17 protein-coding genes are annotated in these 19,337 nt (G+C 68.4%); 16 read left to right on the forward strand and 1 reads right to left on the reverse strand.

Annotation, left to right across the window (positions count from 1 at the left end; translation table 11 throughout):
• Positions 1–220 precede the first annotated feature (220 nt).
• The 16 genes from mraZ (at position 221) to ftsA (ending at position 17,982) form a co-directional block, all read left to right on the forward strand.
• Entirely contained in the window at positions 221–670 is a 450-nt protein-coding gene (gene mraZ / locus F0U60_RS14080) for a division/cell wall cluster transcriptional repressor MraZ (protein ID WP_395819296.1), read from the forward strand.
• Positions 671–717: 47 nt separating this feature from the next.
• Positions 718–1,095: an STAS domain-containing protein gene (locus F0U60_RS14085; RefSeq protein ID WP_395819299.1), complete on the forward strand. Its 378-nt coding sequence runs from the start codon at positions 718–720 to the stop codon at positions 1,093–1,095.
• Positions 1,096–1,107: 12 nt separating this feature from the next.
• Positions 1,108–2,016, forward strand: coding sequence for a 16S rRNA (cytosine(1402)-N(4))-methyltransferase RsmH (gene rsmH / locus F0U60_RS14090; protein WP_395819302.1), 909 nt, complete (start codon positions 1,108–1,110; stop codon positions 2,014–2,016).
• Positions 2,013–2,423 (forward strand): cell division protein FtsL, encoded by a 411-nt coding sequence (gene ftsL, locus F0U60_RS14095; protein WP_395819305.1) that lies wholly within the window; start codon positions 2,013–2,015, stop codon positions 2,421–2,423. Before rsmH ends, ftsL begins: the two co-directional genes overlap by 4 nt.
• A gap of 12 nt (positions 2,424–2,435) precedes the next feature.
• Positions 2,436–4,439 carry a penicillin-binding protein gene (locus tag F0U60_RS14100; RefSeq protein WP_395819307.1) on the forward strand — a complete coding sequence of 668 codons (2,004 nt, stop codon included), beginning with the start codon at positions 2,436–2,438 and terminating at the stop codon, positions 4,437–4,439.
• 52 nt (positions 4,440–4,491) lie between these two features.
• On the forward strand, positions 4,492–6,009 hold the full coding sequence (locus tag F0U60_RS14105) for a UDP-N-acetylmuramoyl-L-alanyl-D-glutamate--2,6-diaminopimelate ligase (protein ID WP_395819310.1): 1,518 nt from the start codon (positions 4,492–4,494) through the stop codon (positions 6,007–6,009).
• 20 nt (positions 6,010–6,029) lie between these two features.
• Entirely contained in the window at positions 6,030–7,430 is a 1,401-nt protein-coding gene (murF, locus tag F0U60_RS14110; RefSeq protein WP_395819313.1) for a UDP-N-acetylmuramoyl-tripeptide--D-alanyl-D-alanine ligase, read from the forward strand.
• Positions 7,431–8,612, forward strand: a complete 1,182-nt coding sequence (gene mraY / locus F0U60_RS14115) for a phospho-N-acetylmuramoyl-pentapeptide-transferase (protein WP_395819316.1) — start codon at positions 7,431–7,433, stop codon at positions 8,610–8,612.
• A gap of 19 nt (positions 8,613–8,631) precedes the next feature.
• Positions 8,632–10,008, forward strand: coding sequence for a UDP-N-acetylmuramoyl-L-alanine--D-glutamate ligase (murD, locus tag F0U60_RS14120; RefSeq protein ID WP_395819318.1), 1,377 nt, complete (start codon positions 8,632–8,634; stop codon positions 10,006–10,008).
• 4 nt (positions 10,009–10,012) lie between these two features.
• A complete protein-coding gene (ftsW, locus tag F0U60_RS14125; protein WP_395819321.1) occupies positions 10,013–11,182 on the forward strand; it encodes a putative lipid II flippase FtsW in 1,170 nt (389 codons plus the stop codon).
• Positions 11,179–12,402 carry an undecaprenyldiphospho-muramoylpentapeptide beta-N-acetylglucosaminyltransferase gene (gene murG, locus F0U60_RS14130; protein WP_395819323.1) on the forward strand — a complete coding sequence of 408 codons (1,224 nt, stop codon included), beginning with the start codon at positions 11,179–11,181 and terminating at the stop codon, positions 12,400–12,402. The genes ftsW and murG overlap by 4 nt, the downstream gene beginning before the upstream one ends.
• Positions 12,403–12,416: 14 nt before the next feature.
• Positions 12,417–13,847, forward strand: a complete 1,431-nt coding sequence (murC, locus tag F0U60_RS14135) for a UDP-N-acetylmuramate--L-alanine ligase (protein ID WP_395819325.1) — start codon at positions 12,417–12,419, stop codon at positions 13,845–13,847.
• 4 nt (positions 13,848–13,851) lie between these two features.
• Positions 13,852–14,784, forward strand: coding sequence for a UDP-N-acetylmuramate dehydrogenase (gene murB / locus F0U60_RS14140; protein ID WP_395819330.1), 933 nt, complete (start codon positions 13,852–13,854; stop codon positions 14,782–14,784).
• Positions 14,781–15,725, forward strand: a complete 945-nt coding sequence (locus F0U60_RS14145) for a D-alanine--D-alanine ligase (RefSeq protein ID WP_395819333.1) — start codon at positions 14,781–14,783, stop codon at positions 15,723–15,725. The genes murB and F0U60_RS14145 overlap by 4 nt, the downstream gene beginning before the upstream one ends.
• Positions 15,726–15,853: 128 nt before the next feature.
• The gene (locus tag F0U60_RS14150; RefSeq protein WP_395819336.1) at positions 15,854–16,705 is read left to right on the forward strand and encodes a cell division protein FtsQ/DivIB; all 852 of its coding nucleotides are present in this window, start codon (positions 15,854–15,856) and stop codon (positions 16,703–16,705) included.
• A 44-nt stretch (positions 16,706–16,749) separates the two neighbouring features.
• Positions 16,750–17,982 (forward strand): cell division protein FtsA, encoded by a 1,233-nt coding sequence (ftsA, locus tag F0U60_RS14155; protein ID WP_203402574.1) that lies wholly within the window; start codon positions 16,750–16,752, stop codon positions 17,980–17,982.
• A gap of 119 nt (positions 17,983–18,101) precedes the next feature.
• On the opposite strand, the gene F0U60_RS14160 is transcribed toward ftsA, so the two are convergent.
• Entirely contained in the window at positions 18,102–19,337 is a 1,236-nt protein-coding gene (locus tag F0U60_RS14160) for an MFS transporter (protein ID WP_395819340.1), read from the reverse strand.

Consider the following 19,337-nt stretch of genomic DNA (forward strand, 5'->3'; position numbering starts at 1 on the left):
CCGAGGCCCTCCTCCGGGGTCAATGCCACGTCCGGCGTTCCACTTCTTCCCACCTCCGCCCCAGGCCCATGTTCCCGCTGCGCGACACGAGCCTGTACGCGCCTGTTGCATTTCTTGACCGGGTAGGAGGCCACGCGTATTTTCCGCCGCCCAAGTGGATCGGAGTGGGAAGGGGTGGCGTAATGTGGATCGGCCGGGCTGACAGGGTGGACCTCTCCGCGTGTTCCGAGGCGTCTATGAGCACCAGATTGACGCGAAGGGGCGCACCAGCCTCCCGGTACGGCTGCGCGAAACGCTCGTGGGTTCGTATGACGAGCGGCTCATCATCACGACGGCGTTGGATCCCTGTCTCCACGCCTACCCGGTGCGCGAGTGGGAGCAGCTCGAGGCCGCTCTCGCCAAGCGCAACCCCATGGAGCCGGGGGTGAAGACGCTCATGCGGCTTTACGTGGCGAGCGCGCAGGAGTGTCCGTTGGACAAGCTGGGGCGCGTGCTGATTCCGCCGTCGCTGCGCGCCCACGCGGGGTTGGACAAGGACGTGGTGTGGGCGGGGATGGTGAAGGTGATCGAGCTGTGGAGCCGTGACGGGTGGGCGAAGGCCCAAGAGGAGGCCCGTAAGGAAGCCTCCAGCGCGGATGTCATGCGCGTGCTCACCGAGTTGCGCCAGTAGCAGTCCGAAATTTCGACGCGAAGCAGGAAAGCCGGGAAGGTGGCGACATGAACCAGACAGCCGAAGCACAGGGCATTCGCGCGGTATCCAGTGGGCGCGTGGAGACCCTCATGCTGGAGGGGGAGCTTCTGGAGAAGGACCTCACCCAGGTCTGCGAGGAACTCGTGAGCCGCATGCAGCGGGGCCTGCGCAACGTGGTGCTGGACTTCAGCGAGGTGAGCCACCTGGACTACCGCGGAGTGAAGCCCCTGGTGGCCCGCGCCGAGGCCTTCCGCAAGGCCGGTGGGGACATCAAGCTGTCCGGGCTGTCTCCCTACCTGGCCGCCATCTTCCGGGCCGCGGGTGCTCACGACGTCTTTGAGCTCTACCCCCATATGAACGATGCCCGGGCCGCCTTCGCGCTCGCGCGGGCTCCCTTCGTTTGATGTGGGCGCCCCTTGGCTGACTTCAGCCACCAGACCGTCCTCCTCGACGAAACGGTGGACGTCCTTCGACCGGGAGCGGGGAAGGTGATCATCGACGGCACACTGGGTGGCGGTGGCCACACGCAGGCGCTCCTCGCCCGGGGTGCGACCGTGCTCGGCGTGGACCGGGATCCGGTGGCCCTCGAGGCCGCTCGTGCCCGGCTCGCCGGCTACCCGTCCTTCAGCGCTCGGCAGGGCAACTTCGGGGACCTGCTCGAGGTGGCCGCGGACCTGCTGCCGGTGGATGGGGTGCTGGTGGACCTGGGCGTGTCCTCACCCCAGCTCGATGTGGCCGAGCGCGGCTTCTCCTTCCAGAAGGACGGGCCCCTGGACATGCGCATGGGCGACACGGGCCGCACCGCCGCCGAGCTCATCGCCCAGGAGGACGAGGCGGAGCTCATCCGCATCCTCAAGGAGTACGGCGAGGAGCCCTTCGCGAAGTCCATCGTCCGTGAGCTCAAGCGCTCGCTGCCCACGCGCACCCTGGAGGCCGCCGAGGTCGTCAAGCGCGCCGTGCCTCGCAAGGCCTGGCCGAACAAGATTCACGTGGCCACCCGCACCTTCCAGGCCCTGCGCATGGCGGTGAACCAGGAGCTGGAGTCCCTGGAGTCGCTGCTCGCCGCGCTGCCCCGGCTGCTGAAGGTGGGGGGCCGCGCCGCTGTCATCTCGTTCCACTCGCTCGAGGACCGGAGGGTGAAGGAGACCTTCCGGGACCTGGCGGGTTCCTGCAAGTGCCCTCCCGGGCTTCCGGTGTGTGCCTGTGGCGGCCAGGGGGATTTCACCCTGGTGACGCGCAAGGCCATCGCGGCCTCGGACGAGGAGATCGCCGCCAACCCCCGTGCTCGCAGCGCGCACCTGCGCGTGGTGGAGAAATTCCGATGAACCGCAGCAAGTCAATCGTTCGCAGCAGTGGGGGTGGCGTGTCGGTGGGCCGGGTGCTGCTGCACCTGCTCCCCGCGGTGTTCCTCTTCGCCCTCTTCGCCGCCGTGGGCATCCTCCACGTGACGAGCCGCGTGCTGGTGGTGGACATGGGCTACCGCCTCTCCAAGGCCGAGGCCGAGGAGCGTGCCCTCATCCGGGAGAACGACAGGCTGAAGCTGGAGCTCGCCACGCTCAAGAGCCCGGCGCGGCTGGAGAAGCTGGCGCGCGAGAAGCTCGGCATGGCCATGCCCTCGGGGCCCGTCGTCATCGCCCTGCCGCCGCAGCTGCCGGGTGCCAAGCGCAACGCTCGTGCCGAGGCCCGCGACTCGCGTGCCGTGCGCGTGGCTGAGCGCGGCGGATCTCGCTGAGGAGGGGGCGCGGTGAGGGATTTCAAGACGGCGCGGGCCCCGGAGCCCAATGGGAAGTGGTTGCGGCTGAGGGTGAAGCTGCTGGCCTGCTTCTTTGTCGCCCTGTTGCTGGCCGCCTTGGGCCGCGCGGTGTTCCTGCAGGTGTTCGAGCGGGACAAGCTGCGTGGGCTCGCCCAGGACCAGTACGTCCGTCAGATTGAAATCCCCGCTCGGCGCGGTGACATCTTCGACCGCCGCGGCACGCCGTTGGCCCAGAGCGTGGAGGTGGACTCCATCTGGGTGGACCCGTCGATGCTGCCGGACGTGAAGCAGGCGTCGCGGGCGCTGGCTCGGGCGCTGAAGCTGGACGTGGAGGACCTGCAGGCTCGGCTCACGCGCGCGAAGCGCTTTGCCTGGGTGAAGCGCCAGGTGACGCCCCGTGAGGTGGAGGCGGTGAAGGCCCTGGGGCTGCCGGGGTTCGGTTTCACCAAGGAGCCCAAGCGCTTCTATCCGCAGAAGGAGCTGGGCGCTCACGTGGTGGGCATGGTGGGGCTGGACGGGCACGGCCTGGAGGGCCTGGAGCTGGCCTTCCAGGACGAGCTGTCCGGGCAGAACTCGCGCCTGTCCGGCTTCCGTGACGCGAAGGGCCGCAAGCTGCTCGTCACCGGGGCCCCGGACACCCTGGAGCGCCAGGGTGCCTCCGTCTCCCTCACCATCGACCGGCACCTCCAGTACGTCTCCGAGAAGGCCCTGAGCCGCGCGGTGGAGGAGGCCAAGGGCGTGGCGGGCATGGCCGTGGTGTTGGACCCGAAGACGGGGGAGCTGCTGGCCATCGCCAACTACCCGCGCTTCAACCCCAACACGCCGGAGAAGGAGGCGCGGGCCAGCATGCGCAACCGCGCTGCGCTCGACTCCTTCGAGCCCGGCTCGACGATGAAGGCCTTCGTCGTGGCCGCCGCGCTGGAGCACAAGGCCATCAAGCCCGAGGACACCTTCTTCTGCGAGAACGGCGCGTGGGTCGTCGGCAGGCACACCATCCACGACACCCACAAGTACGGCTGGCTCAGCACGCAGGGCGTGCTGCAGGTGTCCTCCAACATCTGCTCGGCCAAGATTGCCCAGCAACTGGGACGCGAGCGGCTGGTGAAGGCCTACCATGACTTCGGCTTCGGCGAGCGCACCGGGCTGGCGCTGCCCGGCGAGGCCCGGGGCTCCATTCCCTTCCCCAAGGCGGAGGTGTCGCTGGCCACGCAGTCCTTTGGCCAGGGCATGACGGCCACCGCGGTGCAGATGGCCGCCGCTTGGGGGGCGCTGGCCAATGGCGGCGTCTTGATGCGCCCCTACCTCGTCTCCAAGGTGGTGGACCCGGATGGGGTGGTGCTGCTGGAGAACCGGCCTACCGAGGTGCGCCAGGTTGTCTCCGCTGCGACGGCCCGGAAGGTCGTCTCCATGCTCGAAAGCGTGGTGGCCAAGGGGGGGACCGCCCCCAAGGCCGCCATGGAGGACTACCGGGTGGCCGGCAAGACGGGCACCGCCCAGAAGGCGGACCCCGTGGCCCGGGGGTACTCCGATAAGCGGCTCGCCTCCTTCGTGGGCGTGTTGCCAGCCGAAAATCCCCGCGCCGTCATTCTCGTGATTGTGGACGAGCCCAAGACGGACGTGTACGGGGGATTGGTGGCCGCTCCCGCCTTCAAGGAAATCGCTACCGCCGCCATGGCCCACCTGGCCGTGCCACCCTCGCGTGAGGTTCCGCTGCCGTCCACCGCTCTGCCGGTGGCGGCGGCCCAGCCCCCCGCGAAGGCGGAGCCTGCCCGGTCCGTGGTCGAGGAAGCTATTACCGAGAACGTGGAGCCTGGCTCCGTCCGCGTTCCGGATGTCGTGGGTCAGGCAGGTCGCGAGGCGGTGACGAAGCTGCTCTCCGCGGCCTTGGAGCCTCAATTGTTGGGTAGTGGACGCGTCGTATCGCAGAGTCCCGCCGCCGGTTCGCTGGTGGAGAAGGGTGCGCGGGTGACGCTCGAGCTGGCAACGCGGCAATGAGGCCGCACCGGAGCTCGGCCTCGCGCTTGCGGAAGCATGTGAAGGGGAAACGATGAAGCTGACGGATGTCCTCGCAGGGTGTGGTGCCGAGCAGACCTCGGGCGGCCGGACCCCGGTCGACGTGACGGGGGTGTCGCAGGACTCGCGTAAGGTGAAGCCGGGCGACTTGTTCGTCGCCGTGCCGGGCACGAAGGAGGATGGCGCCCAGTTCGTGGGCGAGGCTGTCTCCCGGGGTGCTGTGGCGGTGGTGTCGGAGAAGTCCCTGTCCTCACAGGTGCCCTTCTTCAAGGTGTCCAATGCCCGGAAGGCGCTGGCGCTCATTGCGGCCAACTTCTATGGCCGGCCCGCCGACAAGCTCACCCTGCTGGGAGTCACTGGGACCAACGGCAAGACGACCACCACCTACCTGCTCGAGGCAATGGCCACCGCGGCCTATTCCTCCACGGGTGTTATCGGCACGCTGGGCTACAAGGTGGGCGGCCAGTTCCACCCCACGGCCCACACCACGCCGGAGCCGCTGGAGCTGCACCGCATCCTCAAGGAGATGGTGGACGCGGGGGTGGAGACGGTGGTGATGGAGGTGTCCAGCCACGCGCTGCTGCAGGAGCGTGTGCACGGCATCACCTTCAAGGCCGCTGCCTTTACCAACCTGACGAGGGATCACCTCGACTACCACAAGGACCTGGAGGAGTACTTCCAGGCCAAGCGCAAGCTCTTCGTGGAGAACCTCTCCCAGGGCGGCGTGGCGGTGGTCAACGGTGACGACACCTACGCCACCCGCATCTACAACGAGCTGCGTGGTCAGAAGCGCATGGCGTGGAAGTTCAGCCGCCAGGGCAACGGGGAGATCTCCGCCGCGGACGTGTCCTTCTCCTTGCAGGGCATCAAGGGCGTGTTGAAGACGCCTGCCGGCGACATCCCGGTGAAGAGCCGCCTTCTGGGGGCGCACAACCTGGAGAACATCCTCGCGGCGGCCGGTCTGGCGCTGGGCGCGGGCTTCGCTCGTCGCAAGGACGTGCAGCTCGGCATCGAGCGCATGGGTGGCGTGCCCGGCCGCATGGAGCGGGTGGAGAACCACGGGCCCGCGCAGGCGCCCGCGGTGTTCGTGGACTACGCGCACACCGACGACGCGCTCAAGCGCGCGCTCGAGGCGGCTCGGGCCATGGCCAAGGGCCGTGTCATCGTGGTGTTCGGCTGCGGCGGCGAGCGTGATGCGGGCAAGCGTCCGCTCATGGGCAGCGCGGCGGCCGAGCTCGCGGATCTCGCCGTGGTGACGAGCGACAACCCGCGCACCGAGGACCCTGAGGAGATCATCTCCCAGGTGACCCCGGGCCTGGAGAAGGGCGGCCTGCGCCGCATCTCCGCCGGCAAGGCGAAGAGCGGTGAGAAGGGCTACCTCGTGGATGTGGAGCGCAAGGCCGCCATTGAGTCGGCCATCTCGCTGGCCAAGGAGGACGACGTGGTCCTCATCGCCGGCAAGGGGCACGAGACGTACCAGATCATCGGTACCGAGAAGCGCGCCTTCGATGACCGCGAGGTCGCGGCCCGGGCGCTCGCCATCCGCACCTGAGAGAACCGCTGAGCCTCTCCATGGCCGCACGATTCACGGACGAGCAGGTGGTGCAGGCGACCGGGGCGACCCGGCGCGGCGGCAAGCCAGCGGCGGAGTTTCCGGCCGTCTGCACCGATACCCGGGCCCTGGTGCCCGGGTGTCTCTTCGTGGCGCTCCAGGGTGAGCGCTTCGACGCGCACGACTTCCTCGCCCAGGCCGCCAGCGGTGGTGCGGCCGGGGCGGTGGTGAAGAAGGGCCGGGCGCTCCCCCAGCTCCCCGAGGGCCTGGCCCTCTACGAGGTGGAGGACACCCTGGCGGCGCTCGGCGCCCTGGGGCACGCGCACCGCGAGCGCTTCCGGATTCCGGTGGGGGCCGTGGGTGGCTCCAACGGGAAGACGACCACCAAGGAGATGGTGGGTGCCATCCTCGCCACGCGCGGCCCCGCGCTGAAGACGGAGGGCAACCTCAACAACGAGGTGGGCGTTCCCCTCACGCTCTTCCGCCTGGAGTCGTCGCACGTGGCGGCCGTCATCGAGACGGGGATGAACCAGCCTGGAGAGATCACCCGGCTCACCCGGGTGGTCCGTCCGGACGCGGGCATCATCACCGTGGTGCAGCCCGAGCACCTGGAAGGGCTGGGCAGCATCGAGGGTGTGGCCGAGGCCGAGGGAGAGATGTTCCGCGAGCTTCCTCCCGAGGCCGTGGCGGTGGTGAACGTGGATGACGCGCTCATCCCCGGGCAGGCCGCGCGCAGCAGGGCGAAGAAGCTCACCTTCGGTCGCTCCGCGAGCGCGGACGTGCGGCTCGCGCAGGTGACGCCGCGGGGCAGGGAAGGGCTGCTCATCACCGTGCACCATGAGGGCAGGGACTGGCCGGTGAAGCTGTCCTTCATCGGCGAGCACAACGCCCTCAACGCCACGGGCGCCTTCGCGCTGGCGGTGGCGCTCGGGTACTCCCCCGAGGAGTGCGTGAAGGGTTTGGAGGCGGCGAGGCCGTACGCGCGCCGGCTCAACGTGGTGGATGGCCTGCACGGCACCACCGTGGTGGACGATTGCTACAACGCGAACCCCGCCTCCATGGGCGCTGCGCTGGACACGCTGCGCTCGCTGGTGCAGCCCGGTGGCCGGGCGGTGGCGGTGCTCGGGGACATGCTGGAGCTGGGGCCTGGCGAGCTGGAGGAGCATGCGCAGCTCGGCACGCTTGCTGGCGGCAAGGCGCAGCTCGTGGCGTTCTTTGGGCCTCGTTCGCGCAAGGGGTACGAGGCAGCAGGGCTGGGCAGCAACGCGGCGCACTTCACCGAGGTGGAGCCGCTGCTGGCCTGGCTGATGCCGCAGTTGAAGGCTGGGGACGTGGTGTTGGTCAAGGCGAGCCGTGGCATGCGGCTCGAGCGGGTCGTGGCGGGCCTCACCGGTGCCGCCGCGCCTGGAGGAAGCCACTAGGTGCTGCTCCTCATCTACGAGTGGATCAAGGACACGGAAGCGGGACGGCTGCTGAACTTCCTGCGCTATCCCACCTTCCGGATCGTCGCGGCGGCGGTGGCCTCGCTGCTGCTGGGAATGTTCATCGGCCCGAAGCTCATCGCGCGGCTGCGCCTCAAGCAGCACGGGCAGAGCAACGTGCGTGAGGACACGCCGGACACCCACCAGAAGAAGAAGGGCACGCCCACGATGGGAGGCGCGCTCATCCTCATGTGCATCGCGGTGGGCACCTTCGTCTTCGCGGACCTGAAGAGCCGCGCGGTGTGGGCGGCGCTGCTGCTCACCCTGGGCTACGGCTTCATCGGCTTCCTGGATGACTGGCTGAAGCTGTCCAAGCGCAACTCCAAGGGACTGGCTGGCCGGTACAAGATGATTCTCCAGACGGTCTTCTACCTGCTGGCCGTCTTCGGGCTCATGTGCACGTGGACGGGGCCGGATGGGTCCTTCACCGGGCCGCACCTGCTCATCGACACGAAGCTGACGCTGCCCTTCGTGCCCACGCACCGGTTCAACCCGGACTTCGGCTGGTTCTACGTGGTGTTCGCGTGGGTGGTGGTGGTGGGTACTTCCAACGCCGTCAACCTCACGGACGGCCTGGATGGCCTGGCCATCATGCCCACCATCATCGCGGCCAGCACGTTCGCCATCCTCTGCTACGCGGCGGGCTCGGCGACGCGCATCGCCACGGTGGAGACGGTGGAGGGGGTGGCTCGGGTGGTGGGCGAGCCCCTGTGGAGCTACCTGGGCGTTCCCGAGGTGCCTGGTGGCTCGGAGCTGGCCGTCTTCTGCGCCAGCATCGTGGGCGCGGGCATCTCCTTCCTCTGGTTCAACGCCTACCCGGCCTCCGTCTTCATGGGCGACATCGGCTCGCTCGCGCTGGGCGGCGCGCTCGGTGGACTGGCGATGCTGTCCAAGAACGAGGTGGTGTCCGCCATCATCCACGGGGTCTTCTTCGCGGAGATCCTCAGCGTGATGATTCAGGTGACGTCCTTCAAGCTCACAGGCAAGCGCGTCTTCAAGATGGCGCCGGTGCACCACCACTTCGAGCTCAAGGGCATGGCCGAGCCGAAGATCATCGTTCGCTTCTGGATCGTCGCCATCCTCTGTGGAGGCGTGGCGCTGCTGTCGCTCAAGCTGCGGTAGGCCGTGGAGGGTGGTGCGCATGACGCCCGACCTGAAGGACTGGAAGGTAGTGGTGTACGGGCTCGCGAAGAGCGGGCTGGCCGCCATCCGCCTGTTGAGGGCGAAGGGCGCGCGGGTGACGGCGCTGGACGCCCGCACCGAGGAGGCGCTGGGCGAGACGGCGCGCGAGCTGAAGGCCCTGGGCGTGACGCTCGTCTCCGGGCCCACGCCGCCGGCGCTGCTGGAGTCGCAGCAGCTCGTGGTGGTGAGCCCGGGCGTGCCGCTGGCGCTGCCGGAGATTCAGAAGGCGCGCGCCGCGGGCGTGCCCGTCTGGGGCGAGGTGGAGCTGGCCTGGCGCTACCTCTCGCACCTGCCGCTCATCGGCATCACCGGCACCAACGGCAAGAGCACCACCACGGCGCTCACCGGGGAGCTGTTCTCGAGCAGCGGCAAGCGCACCTTCGTGGGCGGAAACCTCGGGCGTCCGCTGGCCGAGGCGGCCCTGTCTCCCGGTGAGTGGGAGGCGCTGGTGGTGGAGCTCTCCAGCTTCCAGCTCGAGGGCATCGACACGCTGAAGCCGCTCGGCTCCACCATCCTCAACCTCACGCCGGACCACATCGACCGGTACGAGAGCCACGCGGCCTATGGCGCGGCCAAGGCCCGCATCTTCCGCAACCAGGCGCAGGGCGACTTCACTGTGGTGAACGCGGACGACGCGGACGTGATGCGGCTGGCCGAGGCCGCGAAGGTGCCCGTCTACGGCTTCAGCCTCACCGGGCGTCCGGTGGCCGCGGCTCCCAAGCTGGCCGGCATGGCGGTGGCGCAGCCGGGCGGCTTCCGCTTCGAGGGGGCAGGGGAGAAGGGCGAGTCCTTCACCCTCTCCAACCGTGCGCTGCGGGGAGGCCACAACGCGCAGAACGCGATGGCGGCGGCGCTGCTGGCGCGGTTGGCCGGTGTGCCGCACGAGGCCGTGCAGGCCGGGTTGGACAGCTACCCGGGTCTTCCCCACCGGCTGGAGAGCGTGCGTGTGCTGGACGGTGTGGAGTGGGTGAACGATTCCAAGGCCACCAACGTGGACTCCGTGCTGGTGGCTCTGCGCGCCTTCCCGAAGGACGTGCTCCTCATCGCCGGTGGCAAGGGCAAGGGCGCTCCCTACGCGCCCATGGTCGACGAGGGCCGCGGCAAGGTGAAGGGTGTGCTCACCATCGGACAGGACGCGGAGATGATCGCCCGGGCCTACGAGGGGAGCGCTCCCGTGTACGCCTGTGGAACGCTCGCCGAGGCCGTACAGCGGGCCAGGGCCCTGGCGAAAGCTGGCGACACCGTCCTTTTGTCGCCAGCATGTGCGTCCTACGATCAGTTCCAGAACTTCGAGCACCGGGGCGACACGTTCAAACGCCTCGTGAGGGAACTCTGAGCCCATGAAGGCCACCACCGCTCCCTCCGCAGCGCCGGTCCGGTTCGATCCGCTGCTCCTGTGCGCCGTGCTGTCGCTCGTGTCGCTCGGCCTGGTGATGGTGTACTCGGCGAGCGCCGTCATGGCGCAGGACAAGCTGGGTGACAGCCTCTACTTCCTCTACCGGCAGCTCATGGCGGCCGGGATGGGGGTGGTGGCGATGGCGGTGGGGATGAAGGTGGGCTGGCGCCGACTGGCGCGGCTCGCGTACCCGCTGCTGCTGGTGACGCTGGTTCTGCTGGTGCTGGTGCTCATCCCGGGCATTGGCACCACGGCGGGCGGCGCGCGGCGGTGGATCCGCTTCCCGGGCTTCGGCCTGCAGCCGGCCGAGGTGGCCAAGGTCGCCTGGGTCGTCTACCTGTCCTACTCGCTGGCCAAGAAGCGCGAGAAGGTGGCCACCTTCTCCGTGGGCTTCCTCCCGCACCTGCTGCTGTGCGGCCTGCTGGTGGGCCTTTGTATGCTCCAGCCGGACTTCGGCAGCTCGGTGTTGTTGGTGTTCCTGCTCTTCGCGCTGCTGTTCGCCGCGGGCACCAAGGTGAGCTACCTGGTGGGCTCGGTGCTGCTGGCGCTGCCCCTGGCGTACGCGGCCATCGCGAGCAGCCCTTACCGCATGAAGCGCGTGCTGGCCTTCCTGGACCCGTGGGCCCACCGGCATGACATCGGCTACCAGGTGGCCGAGTCCCTCATGTCCATCGGCTCGGGCGGCCTCACCGGGCTGGGGCTGGGCGACGGGCGGCAGAAGCTCTTCTTCCTCCCCGAGGCCCACACGGACTTCATCTTCGCCATCATCGGCGAGGAGCTGGGCCTGGTCGGGGTGGTGCTGCTGGTGGCGCTCTACGCCATCGTCATCTGGCGCGGCATCCGCGCGAGCCTCGCGGCGCCGGAGACGTTCGGCACCTACTTGGGGCTGGGCCTCACGTCCATCATCGCCTTCCAGGCCACTGTCAACATGTGCGTGGCGATGGGGCTGTTGCCGACTAAAGGACTGACGCTTCCCTTCGTTTCCTACGGAGGCACCTCACTGGTGGTGTTGATGGGGGCGGCCGGTGTATTGCTCTCGCTCAGTGCCAGCGCGGAAACCGCTGGCAACCGGACCCTGCGCTCCGGCGGTGACATGAGGGAGGTGGCGGCGTGAAGGTGCTCATCGCGGGAGGCGGTACGGGCGGACATCTGTACCCGGGTATCGCCCTGGCCGAAGAGGTCGTCACGCGCCACCACGCCAACCAGGTGGTGTTCGTGGGCACGGAGCGGGGCCTGGAGTCCCGCGTGGTTCCCCGCGAGGGCTACCCCCTGGAGCTCATCCAGGCGCAGGGCCTCAAGGGGAAGGGCCTGATGGGCCTCATCAAGGGCTTGCTCGCGCTGCCCATGGCCTTCATCGCCTCCATCCGCATCCTCCAGCGCCACAAGCCGGACGTGGTGGTGGGCGTGGGCGGCTACGCCAGTGGGCCCGTGGTCCTCGCGGCGGCGCTGATGGGCATCCCCACGGCGGTGCAGGAGCAGAACGCGCTGCCGGGCCTCACCAACAAGGTGCTCGGCAAGTTCGTGCGCGTCGTCTTCACCGCCTTCGAGGAGGCGGGCGCCTTCTTTCCCGCGCGCAAGGTGCAGCTCGTGGGCAACCCCATCCGCCGCAAGCTGATGGAGAACTTCCTGCGCTCGCGCATGGCGCACGAGAAGTTCTCCCTGCTCGTCTTCGGCGGCAGCCTCGGCGCGCGCGGCATCAACCAGCGGATGATTGACGCGCTGGACCACCTCCAGGACATCAAGGACCAGCTCCACATCGTCCACCAGACGGGGAAGAACGACCTCGAGACGGTGCGCAAGGGCTACGCGGACAAGGGCTTCGCCGAGCAGGCCCAGGTGGTGGAGTTCATCGAGGACATGTCCAGCGCGTACGCCAAGGCGGAGCTCGTCGTCTGCCGGGCGGGCGCCACCACGCTCTCCGAGCTGACGGTGGCCAAGAAGGCCAGCATCCTCATTCCCTTCCCCTTCGCCACGGACAACCACCAGGAGGTGAATGCCCAGGCGCTGGTGAAGGCCGGCGCGGCGCTCATGTTCCGCGAGTCGGAGCTGACCGGAGAGAAGCTGGCATCGGAGATCCGCCGCCTCAAGGAGAATCCGGAGGCGCGCCGCCAGATGGAGAAGAAGGCGGGCCTGCTGGGTCGCCCCGAGGCCGCCAAGGAGCTGGCGGACGTGCTGGTGGACCTGATGGTGAAGACGTACGGGCCCTACGGCCGGGCCGAGGCCCGCGGCGAGGACCCCAACCCGAAGAAGCCGAAGAAGTCCAACGACGGCGAGAAGAAGCCCGGCGGCAGCGGCGAGACGCAGGCCGGTGGTAGCAGCGAGAAGCAGGTCTGAGGAGAACGACACCCGTGACGAACACCCGCCCCGCCAGGCCCGCGAGCCTCTTCAAGACGCGCCATGCCGCCCAGGTCCACTTCGTGGGCATCGGCGGCATCGGCATGAGTGGCATCGCCGAGGTGCTGCTCAACCAGGGCTACCGGGTGTCCGGCTCGGACCTCAAGGCCAGCGACATCACCCGCCGCCTGCAGAAGCTGGGCGCCACCATCTTCGAGGGCCACCGCGCGGAGAACCTCGTGCAGGCGGACGTGGTCGTCATCTCCTCGGCGGTGCGCAAGGACAACCCCGAGGTCGTCACCGCGCGCCAGCGGAAGATTCCCGTCATCCCCCGCGCGGAGATGCTCGCCGAGCTGATGCGGCTCAAGTACGCCGTCGCCGTCGCGGGTAGCCACGGCAAGACGACCACCACCTCCATGGTGGCCACCGTGCTCTCCGCCGCGGGCCTGGACCCCACGGCCGTGGTGGGCGGCAAGGTGAACGTGCTCGACTCCAACGCCAAGCTGGGCAAGAGCGAGCTGATGGTGGTGGAGGCCGACGAGAGCGACGGCAGCTTCCTGCACCTGCACCCGTCCATCTCCGTGGTCACCAACATCGACCCGGAGCACATGGACCACTACGGCACGCTGGACAAGCTGAAGGAGGCCTTCACGGCCTTCTGCAACCGCGTGCCCTTCTACGGCCTCAACGTCCTGTGCCTGGACAACCCCAACGTGCAGTCGCTGCTGCCAGGCCTGGAGAAGCGCTTCGTCACCTACGGCAGCTCGCACATGGCGGACTACCGGCTGGAGGGCGTGCGGCTGGAGGGCTTCACCACCCGCTTCGAGGCCTTCCGGCGCGACGAGCCGCTCGGTGAGTTCCGCGTCCGCATGGTGGGCGCGCACAACGCCCTCAACGCCCTGGCCGTCATCGCCGTGGCCGAGGAGATGGACATCCCCCTGGACGTGGTGCGCAGCTCGCTGTCCGAGTTCGGCGGTGTGCAGCGGCGCTTCACCGTGCGCGGCGAGGTAGCCGGCGTCACCGTGGTGGACGACTACGGGCACCACCCCACCGAGGTGCAGGCCACGCTCGCGGGCGCTCGGCGCGCCTTCGGCAAGCGGCTCGTGGTGGCCTTCCAGCCCCACCGCTACACGCGCACGCATGATCTGCTGAAGGAGTTCGCTACCTCCTTCAACGACGCGGACATTGTCTTCATCACCAGCGTCTACGCCGCGGGCGAGGAGCCCATCCCCGGCGCCACCGGCGACGCGCTGGTGGAGGCCGTCCGCGCGCACGGCCACCGCGACGTCACCTTCGTGGAGAAGCGCACGGACATTGCCAAGACGCTGCTGCCCCGGCTGCGCGAGGGCGACATTGTCGTCACCCTGGGCGCCGGCGACATCACCCAGGTAGGCCCCGAGCTCGTCGAGCTGCTCAAGCAGCACGGCACGGTGAAGGGCGACTAGGGGCATGGCGGCGGTCCTCACATCGTCCTTGCCCGAGCGGCTGGGGCGCCTGGCCGGTATTGACGTGACGGCGGGTGCGCCGCTCGCGCCCCTCACCAGTGTGCGCGTGGGCGGCCCGGCCGAGGCGCTCGTGCGTCCCCGCTCCGCGGACGCCCTGGTGTCCCTGCTGCGCTTCGTGCGCGAGGAGGGCGTGCCCCTCACGGTGCTCGGTGGTGGAGCCAACACCCTGGTGGGCGATGGCGGCATTCCGGGCGTCACCCTGAAGCTGCCCGGAGACCTGTTCCCCGAGCTGGCCGACGTGGGCGCGGAGGAGGGGAGACTCACCCTCGGCGCGGGCGCGGCCATCGTTCGGCTCTGCAACCAGATGCGCTCCCACGGGCTGGTGGGCGCCGAGTTCCTCGCCGGCATTCCCGGCACCCTGGGCGGCGCCGTCACCATGAACGCGGGCACCAAGAACGGCGAGTGCTTCCGCGTGGTGGAGGCCGTGGAGGTGGCCACCGCGGACGGGCTCGGGTGGCTCTCCAAGGCGGAGATTCCCCACCGCTACCGGCACTCGGAGCTGCCCCCGGGCGGCGTGGTGACGCGCGTGCGCTTCCTGCTGCGCAAGGGCGATATCGAGGCCTCCAAGAAGGTCATGGACGAGGACCTCGCCTACCGCAAGCGCAGCCAGCCGCTCAGCCAGCCCAACTTCGGCAGTGTCTTCACCAACCCGCCGGGCGACTTCGCCGGGCGCCTCATCGAGAGCGTGGGCCTCAAGGGCCACATTATTGGTCGCGCGCAGGTGTCCACCCTGCACGCCAACTGGATCGTCAACCTGGGCGGAGCCTCCGCCCGAGATGTCCTCTCCCTCCTCACCCTCATGCAGTCGCGAGTGCGGGAGGAGCGGGGTGTCGAGCTCCAACCCGAAGTCAAGCGTGTAGGGGTCTTCCAGCCATGAGCGGATTCTCTCAGGACGAGCTGAAGCGGAAGAAGGTGGGCGTGCTGCTCGGGGGCCTGTCCTCCGAGCGCGAGGTGTCCCTGCGCACCGGCGCCGCCGTGGCCAAGGCCCTGAGGGGACTCGGCTACGACGTGGTGGAGATTGACGTAGGCAAGGACCTGCCCGCGCGCCTCGTGGCCGAGAAGGTGGAGGTGGCCTTCATCGCCCTCCACGGCCGCTACGGCGAGGACGGCTGCATCCAGGGTCTGCTCGAGTGCATGTTCATCCCCTACACGGGCAGCGGCGTCATGGCCTCGTCGCTGGGCATGGACAAGGTCTTCGCCAAGCAGGTCTTCGTCGCCCACGGCATTCCCACTCCGCCCTACCGCGCCTTCCAGAGCGCGGACGAGGCCCGCGCCGCCGTGGACTCGCTGCCCTTCGGCCTCCCCGCCGTCGTCAAGCCCTCTCGCGAGGGCAGCAGCGTGGGCGTCGCCATCTGCAAGACGCGTGACGAGTACCTCGCCGCCGTGGACGCTGCCTCCAAGCTCGCTGGCTCCATCCTCGTGGAGCAGTACATCAAGGGCCGCGAGGTGCAGGGCGGCGTCCTCGAGAACGAGGCCCTGGGCGTCATCGAGGTGGTGGCCGCGCGTGAGTTCTACGACTACCAGGCCAAGTACCAGTCCGGTGGAACCACCCAGTACCTCTTCCCCGCACCCCTCCCGCAGGATCAGTATGAGCGCGTGAACCAGGTCTGCCTTGCCGCTCATCGTGCGCTCGGGTGCAGTGGAGGCTCCCGCTCGGACGTCATCCTGACGCCGTCCGGGGACATCTTCCTGCTGGAGATCAACACGCTGCCGGGAATGACCGAGACCAGCCTGCTGCCGAAGATCGCCGCGGGCCGGGGCATTGACTTCCCTGGCCTCTGTGAGCGCCTCCTGCTAGGGGCTACTCTCAAAGCTTGAGAAAACCTCCTGAAGGATCATGAGGGCTTGCCGGTCCCTTCAGAGGGACTCGGGCGCTACAGCGACGTGGCTGTAGCGAAAAACTGGCGTGGAGATCCAACCGCGCGCAGCATGCGCCGACGCACACCATGGCATTCGGTAAGTCCAAGAACCGTCGTCGCCAGGACGCCGCCCAGACGAAAGAGGCGGTGACGGGAGCCGTGCGCACGCACGGACCCGGCCTGCTCAAGGCCATCCTACTGACGGGTCTGACAATCGCCTTGGTGTGGGGCGGCATCGAGCTGCGGCGCTGGGCGCTGAGCTCGCCGACCTTCCTCCTGAAGGAGACGACCTTCAGCGGGCTGCAGCGGGCCACGCCGGGCGAGCTGCTCAAGCTGTCCGGGCTGACGGTGGGGCAGAACCTGTGGGCGCTGGACGTGGGGGCGCTCGAGCGCGCCATGTCCACCCACCCGTGGGTGCGCGAGGTGTATGTGCGGCGGCACTTCCCCGCCAGCGTGTCCGTGGAGGTGGTGGAGCACGTGCCGGCGGCGCTGGGGGTGCTGGGGGACCTGTACCTGCTGGACGAGGACGGCGAGCCCTTCAAGCGGCTGCAGCCCGGGGACACGTTGGATCTGCCGCTCGTCACGGGGGTGGACCGGGAGGACTACATCGCGGACGAGGCGGAGACGCGCGAGCGCTACCGCCAGGCGATCGCGGTGGCGCATGCCTACGCGGCCACGCAGCCCGGCAAGCGCGAGCGGCTGAGCGAGGTGCGGATGGTGGCGGAGGGGATGGTGCTGGTGCTGGCGGACGGGATGGAGGTGCGGATGGGGGAGGGGGAGACGGACGCCAAACTTCAGCGGCTCTCGCGCGTGCGCGAGGAGCTGCGTTCCCGCGGTTTGTCCGCGGAGGTCATCCACCTGGAGAACCGGGCTCGGCCCGGCTGGGTGGCGGTGAAGCTTTCGAGCCCTGTCTCCGAGAGGAACGGGGCCTCGCAGTAGGAACGCGCCCCTTTCACGAGAGTGGGGGGCCTGGGAGGGTTGTCATGGCGAAGCAGAAGTCCGGGGAGATCATCGTCGGCCTCGACATTGGCACGACGAAGATCTGCGCCATCGTCGGGGAGCTGACCGACAGCGGGATCGACATCATCGGCATCGGTACGCACCCATCGAAGGGCCTCCGCAAGGGCGTGGTGGTCAACATCGAGGCGACCGTGTCCTCCATCCGCCGAGCGGTGGAGGAGGCCGAGCTGATGGCCGGTGCGGAGATCTCCCACGTGTACACCGGCATCGCCGGTGGCCACATCAAGGGCTTCAATTCGCAGGGAATTGTGGCGGTGAAGGACAAGGAGGTGCGCGAGGCGGACATTGCCCGCGTCATCGACGCCGCGAAGGCGGTGGCGATTCCGCTGGACCGGGAGGTCATCCACGTCCTGCCGCAGGAGTTCATCATCGACGACCAGGGCGGCATCAAGGAGCCCCTGGGGATGGCGGGCGTGCGCCTGGAGGCGAAGGTGCACATCGTGACGGGGGCGGTGTCGAGCGCGCAGAACATCGTGAAGTGCGCCAACCGCACGGGCCTGAACGTGGCGGACATCGTGCTGCAGCCGCTCGCGTCGGCCGAGGCGGTGCTGGGAGAGGACGAGAAGGAGCTGGGCGTGTGCCTGGTGGACATCGGCGGAGGCACGACGGACATCGCCATCTTCTCGGGCGGCTCCATTGTGCACACGGCGGTGATTGCGCTGGGCGGTAACAACCTGACGAGCGACATCGCGATTGGCCTGCGCACCCCGGCGCACGAGGCCGAGCGCATCAAGCAGAAGTTCGGCTGCGCGCTGGCGTCCATGGTGAACAAGGACGAGACCATTGAGGTGCCGAGCGTGGGCGGCCGGCAGCCGCGGGTGCTGGGGCGGCAGATCCTGTGTGAGATTCTGGAGCCGCGCGTGGAGGAGATCTTCCAGCTCGTGCACCGGGAGATTCAGAAGTGCGGCTACGAGGACCTGCTGGCCTCGGGCGTGGTGATTACAGGTGGCTCGACGCTGCTGGCGGGAATGCCGGAGCTGGCCGAGGAAGTGATTGGACTGCCAGTGCGCCGGGGCATGCCGCGAGGGATTGGCGGGCTGGTGGACGTGGTGAAGAGCCCGATGTACGCGACGGGCGTGGGCCTGGTGGTGTACGGGGCCAAGCACCTGGACCGGCGGATGTTCCGCATCCGCGAGGAGAACGTCTACAAGAAGGTCAAGGGCCGCATGCGCGAGTGGCTCGAGGAGATCTTCTAGTCAGTCTCTCCACAGTCTTGCTGTACCCCACCGGGGCCGCTCTCCTCCCAGCGGCCCCGGTTTTTTTCGTGAAACTCGGGTGTTTGATTCGGAGAAACCGGCACGTCGAAGGTAAGGGTTTACTTCGCATTCGGCATGTCTTTGGAGCCCTCTGCCGCCGCGCTCGAGGGCAGTGGCTCGCCTGCTTTCAACTCCAGCGCGGCGGTCTCCTCGAGCTCGAGACCTCGTGTCTCCGGTAGCCGCCTCATGATGAGGGCGAGCGCCAACAGCGGACCGGCCGCCATCATGGGCACTGCGGTCCCCCACCCCCAGCCCCAGTTCCTGGTACCAAAGGCAATCATGAGAGGCGCGAGGATGAACGCGGAGCGGCCGAGTAGATTGTTGGACCACGCGAATGCATCCGCGCGCAACCCGGTGGGGAACCTCTCCGTCGTGTACGCGCTCAGCACCGGTATGACCGTATTGAAGCCAAAGACGCCGAGTACGAAGCTCAGGGTCAATGCTCGTGGATCCTCGAACGTATACGCCCCGAGCGCTCCGAGGATCGTGCAACCGTAGGCCAGGAGGGCCCCCCTTCGACGCCCGAGCCGATCGAGCAATGTTCCAAACTTGAAGACGAGCGGCAGCGTAATCACTGCCGAGAACGTCATCACGGCGCTGACCCCCGCATCACTCCACCCTCGCTCGGAGAGCGCGAACTCTTTCCAGAAGACACCCGCAGGTTGTGTGCATGCGTAGGTCAGAGCCCACACCAGTGCGAGCTCGAGTACCCGGTTCCGGTACGGGCCTGCCATGATGTGCTTCGTGGGTTTCGTTTCTTGCACGGCCTTCTGGAACCGGGTGGTCTCACGCAGATCGCGGCGCGCATACGCAATCAGCAGGAGAGGCACGATTCCAACCAGGAACACGCTTCGCCAGCCCAGTGGCGTCTTGATCAGCCACGGTACGGTTGCCGCACAAGCGATCAGTCCAAGGCCTGTACTGGCCTGCATGATGCCGATGACGAAGCCCCGGCGCTGAGCTGGATATTCCTCTGCGGCGATGACCAGGGCAGTGGCCCACTCGCCAAGAAGGAAGATGCGTGCCATCAATTGTGAGAGGGCGAAGAGCTCCACGCTCGGGGCGAGCGCGGTGAATAGCGAGGTGACGGTGTAGCCGATGATGGTGATCCCGAGCACGCGACGGCGGCCGAACAGGTCCGCCGCGCGAACCACGGCCCAGGAGCTCACGGTGCCGATGTTGACGATCCCAAGGAGCACCGCACCCTGCCATCCTTCGAGCCCGAACTCCGCTCGGATCTGCGGAAGCAGCTGAGAAAGCGCGAAGACCTCGTAGCCTTCGAAGAACGTCGCCAC

It is taken from the genome of Archangium minus (assembly GCF_044360475.1).
In the GTDB taxonomy this organism is placed as follows: domain Bacteria; phylum Myxococcota; class Myxococcia; order Myxococcales; family Myxococcaceae; genus Archangium; species Archangium minus.